The organism is Streptomyces rimosus subsp. rimosus (assembly GCF_000720725.1).
Lineage (GTDB): Bacteria > Actinomycetota > Actinomycetes > Streptomycetales > Streptomycetaceae > Streptomyces > Streptomyces rimosus_A.
Genome location: NZ_JOCQ01000204.1, coordinates 1 through 3917 on the forward strand (window position 1 = coordinate 1; position 3917 = coordinate 3917).

The following is a 3917-nucleotide window of genomic DNA, read 5'->3' on the forward strand; positions in this document are numbered from 1 at the left end:
GGGTGGGGGCGGGGGAGGCCCCCGAGGCCCCCGGAGAGTGCGCCCGAGCCCCGCCCCACCCGGGCTGCCGCCGACCTACGCGGCAGCTCCCTACGCCGATGAGGTGCGGGCGGTGCTGCTCGCGCACAAGGAGCGGGGCGCGCTGCGGCTGGCCGGTCCGCTGGGGCTGGCGTTGGCGGGGGCGGTGCGCGGGCTGTGGGCGCGGGGTGGGCCGCTGTGTCTGTATGGCGGGAGGGCCCCGTATGGCGGGGGGACTCCGTGCGACGGGGGGACTCCGTGCGACGGGGGGATCTTGTACGGCGGGGCGGCTTCGTGCGGCGAGGGGGCCCCGTACGGCGGGGGGATCTTGTACGGCGGGGCGGCTTCGTGCGGCGAGGGGGCCCCGTACGGCGAGGAAGCTCCGTATGACGGGAAGGCCCCCCACGTCGAGGAGCCCCCGCACGGCAGGAGGGCCCCAAACGGCGGGAGGACGGAGCCGACCGGCACCGCGACAGCCCGTACAGCTCATCCGCCCTCGCTCGATGGCATGTCGCGCCGTGCGCCGGGCGCGGAGATCATGGCCGTACGTGCGGATTCACCACTCGGTGGCGTAACAGGCTCTGGTGGGGCCGAGCGCCCACCCGCAGGCGGCGCGGTGCCGCAAGATCCCGAACCCGCGCCAGGGCTGAACGCGGGGACCGGCCACACGGGCTCGCGCCCCGCAGCCGCCCCACCGGCCTCCGCCCCCAGCGGAGCGTCCGATCTCACCGGCCAGCGAAGCTCAGGATCTGAGCGCCACGGGCAGCCCTGTGGCGATCCGTCCGCGCCCACCGGTCGGCCGGAGTCGGAGCGGGATCATCCGCGTTCCTCCGGTGCGCCTCGTAGCACCGGCCGTCCGGACATCAGGGCTGGTGGCGGCCCTCCCTCCGCCTCGACCGGCCAGACCGGCGCATCGGATCTCAGGACATCGGATCTCAGGACATCGGGCCCCAAGACATCGGACCTCAGGACGTCGGACCCCAGGACTGACCGCCGCCCGAACCTCGCCGAGCTCTCGCCCCCTGCCCAGCCCCTCCCGGCCCTCAGCCGCCCCAGACCTCACCCCCGCCCCTCCAACAGCTCACCCACCCCCCTTCTCCTCGTCCCCGTCCCTTCCGCCCCGCGCGCCGTGGCGGGGCGGGGCCATGATCCGGTGCGGCGGATGGCGCTGGCGGCGGCACGGGACCTTCGGCGGGGCGGGGTGCCCGTTCGGGTACTCAATGTGCTGAGGCAACGGCGTACGGTGGTCGACCAGGCGGGTCTCAGCGCCCGCCAACGCCTGGCCAACGTCTCCGGGGCCCTGATCGTCGTCACCGGAGCCGGACGGCTGCTGGCGGCCGCCCCGGTGGTACTGGTGGACGATCTGTTGACCACCGGGGCTTCGCTGGCCGAGGCGGCGCGGGCGGTCCGGGCGGCCGGCGGGAGGGTGGTGGGCGCGGGTGTGGTGGCAGCGCCGCGGAGTGCTTTCGAAATCAACTGGAACTGACCGCGAAAATTCATCGTTGCAGGTAACAAGCGCAAAAAGGCATCCAAACGGAGCTAGTACCAGCCAGGGGGTGCCGCCACCCGCCCGAGAGAGCTATGTTCGGTTGTGAGGACTTGGCAGACGCTTTGCCTCAGATGTCGGACAGGTGCGTTTAACGGGTGTTTGCGGGGACCCTGAAGACACGGGAATGGGGACCCTGCCTACGGGGGAGGAGGAGGTGAAAGTCGCCAAGTCCGAGGCTTCGGCACTCACCGGAGCCTGGTGCAAGAAGGAATCGCTCCGCGCGCCGAGCGGGGCGATCCGGGAACGGAGTTCTGCGTGGACATCGTCGTCAAGGGCCGCAAGACCGAGGTGCCCGAGCGGTTCCGCAAGCACGTGGCCGAGAAGCTGAAGCTGGACAAGGTCCAGAAGCTCGACGGCAAGGTGATCAGCCTGGACGTCGAGGTGTCCAAGGAGCCCAACCCCCGGCAGGCCGACCGTTCCGACCGAGTGGAGATCACGCTCCGCTCCCGAGGCCCGGTGGTACGGGCCGAGGCGGCCGCCGCCGACCCCTACGCCGCGCTCGACCTGGCCACGGCCAAGCTGGAAGCGCGGCTGCGCAAGCAGCACGACAAGCGCCACTCGCGGCGCGGCAACGGACGCATCCCGGCGAGTGACGTCGCGGTCAGCGTGCCGGACGCGGCCAAGCTGGACGACAGCGGCCGGCTCACCGTGGACGGCGAACCGCGGGAAGAGGTGCCGACGACGCGGATGGGATCGCTGGAGGTCCAGGGCGAAGGGCCCCTGGTCGTCCGCGAGAAGACCCACTCCGCGGCGCCGATGACCCTCAACCAGGCGCTGTACGAAATGGAGTTGGTCGGACACGACTTCTACCTCTTCGTCGACGCCGAGACCAAGCAGCCGAGTGTCGTCTACCGGCGGCACGCTTACGACTACGGCGTCATCCACCTGAACCCCGACTCGTTCGGGGGAGAGGAGCCCGGTGGCGCCGGAGGGGCGCTCGGCGGCTGACGGCCGCTGAAGTGGTGCCCCCGGCGTACGCCCGGGGGCACCATTGCGCCTGCGGGGGGCAGGAGTTGAGGCCGTATAGTGTTTGTGCCAGCCAGGGAGCTTGTGAGCACGAAATGGCGACATGCCGGGGAGACGGTTGTATGGCGTTGTTCGGGCTGGCCGCAGGGGGCTGTTGTCAACCAGCCTTAGATCCAAACTCTGGCCTTCACCGGCCGGGTAGTTGACGGGGAGGAACGATGGGGGACAGCTTCGGTCCCGTGAGCGGCGGAGCGGACGACAACGGATACGTCGTCGGCGACGACTCCGGCATGGACGCGAGCATGTCACGCAAGGAGCCGATCAGGGTCCTGGTCGTCGACGACCACGCGCTCTTCCGCAGGGGCCTGGAGATCGTGCTCGCCCATGAAGAGGACATCCAGGTCGTCGGCGAGGCCGGGGACGGCGCCGAGGCGGTGGACAAGGCGGCCGACCTGCTGCCCGACATCGTGCTGATGGACGTACGGATGCCCCGGCGCGGCGGCATCGAGGCGTGCACCTCCATCAAGGAGGTGGCCCCCAGCGCGAAGATCATCATGCTGACGATCAGCGACGAGGAAGCCGACCTCTACGACGCGATCAAGGCCGGGGCCACCGGCTACCTCCTCAAGGAGATCTCCACGGATGAGGTGGCCACGGCGATCCGCGCGGTCGCGGACGGCCAGTCCCAGATCAGCCCGTCCATGGCGTCCAAGCTGCTGACCGAGTTCAAGTCGATGATCCAGCGTACGGACGAGCGCCGCCTGGTGCCGGCGCCGCGGCTCACCGACCGCGAGCTGGAGGTCCTCAAGCTGGTGGCCACGGGCATGAACAACCGGGACATCGCCAAAGAGCTGTTCATCTCCGAGAACACCGTCAAGAATCACGTCCGCAACATCCTGGAGAAGCTCCAGCTGCACTCCCGGATGGAAGCGGTGGTGTACGCGATGCGGGAGAAGATCCTGGAGATCCGCTGAGCGCACACGGACGGCCGGACCGCTCGGCGCGGCGACCCGGCCGTGGACCGCTTGGCGGTGGCGCCCCCGCCGCAGACGGCCTGGTGGTGTCCCCCCGCCGCAGACGGCCCGGCGGCGTTCCCCCTCCAGCCGCAGACGGCTCGGAGATGGCGCCCCAGCCGCGGACCGCTCAGCAGGATTCAGCAGCTGACCGCTGAGCGGGGCTCTCAGCACCGGTTCTCCGGCACCTGCCCCTCGCGGCATCTCTCTCCGGCGATTCTCCTCCCCGGGGCAGCCCAGCCTGCGGCATCCCGTCCGTGGCCCGCCACGGCATCCCGTCCGCGGCCCCCACGGCACCCCGTCCGCGATCCCCGCGGTAGCCCCCACGGCAGCCCTCTTCGGCAACCGTACGCTTCAGCCGCCTCCCCGCC

The 3917-nt window shown here is 71.0% G+C and carries 3 protein-coding genes and 1 pseudogene; all 4 read left to right on the forward strand.

The genetic code is table 11. The annotated features are described in order from the left end of the window. Positions 1 to 214: pseudogene (locus tag IH45_RS1000000150515) on the forward strand (ComF family protein); the annotation flags it as partial. Positions 215 to 1240: 1026 nt separating this feature from the next. Further along, positions 1241 to 1504 carry a ComF family protein gene (locus tag IH45_RS0142325; RefSeq protein ID WP_394298751.1) on the forward strand — a complete coding sequence of 88 codons (264 nt, stop codon included), beginning with the start codon at positions 1241 to 1243 and terminating at the stop codon, positions 1502 to 1504. 318 nt (positions 1505 to 1822) lie between these two features. Beyond that, positions 1823 to 2515 (forward strand): ribosome hibernation-promoting factor, HPF/YfiA family, encoded by a 693-nt coding sequence (hpf, locus tag IH45_RS0142330; RefSeq protein WP_030682396.1) that lies wholly within the window; start codon positions 1823 to 1825, stop codon positions 2513 to 2515. Between the two features lie 236 nt (positions 2516 to 2751). Then, on the forward strand, positions 2752 to 3507 hold the full coding sequence (locus IH45_RS0142335) for a response regulator (protein ID WP_030682398.1): 756 nt from the start codon (positions 2752 to 2754) through the stop codon (positions 3505 to 3507). The last annotated feature ends 410 nt before the right edge of the window (positions 3508 to 3917 follow it).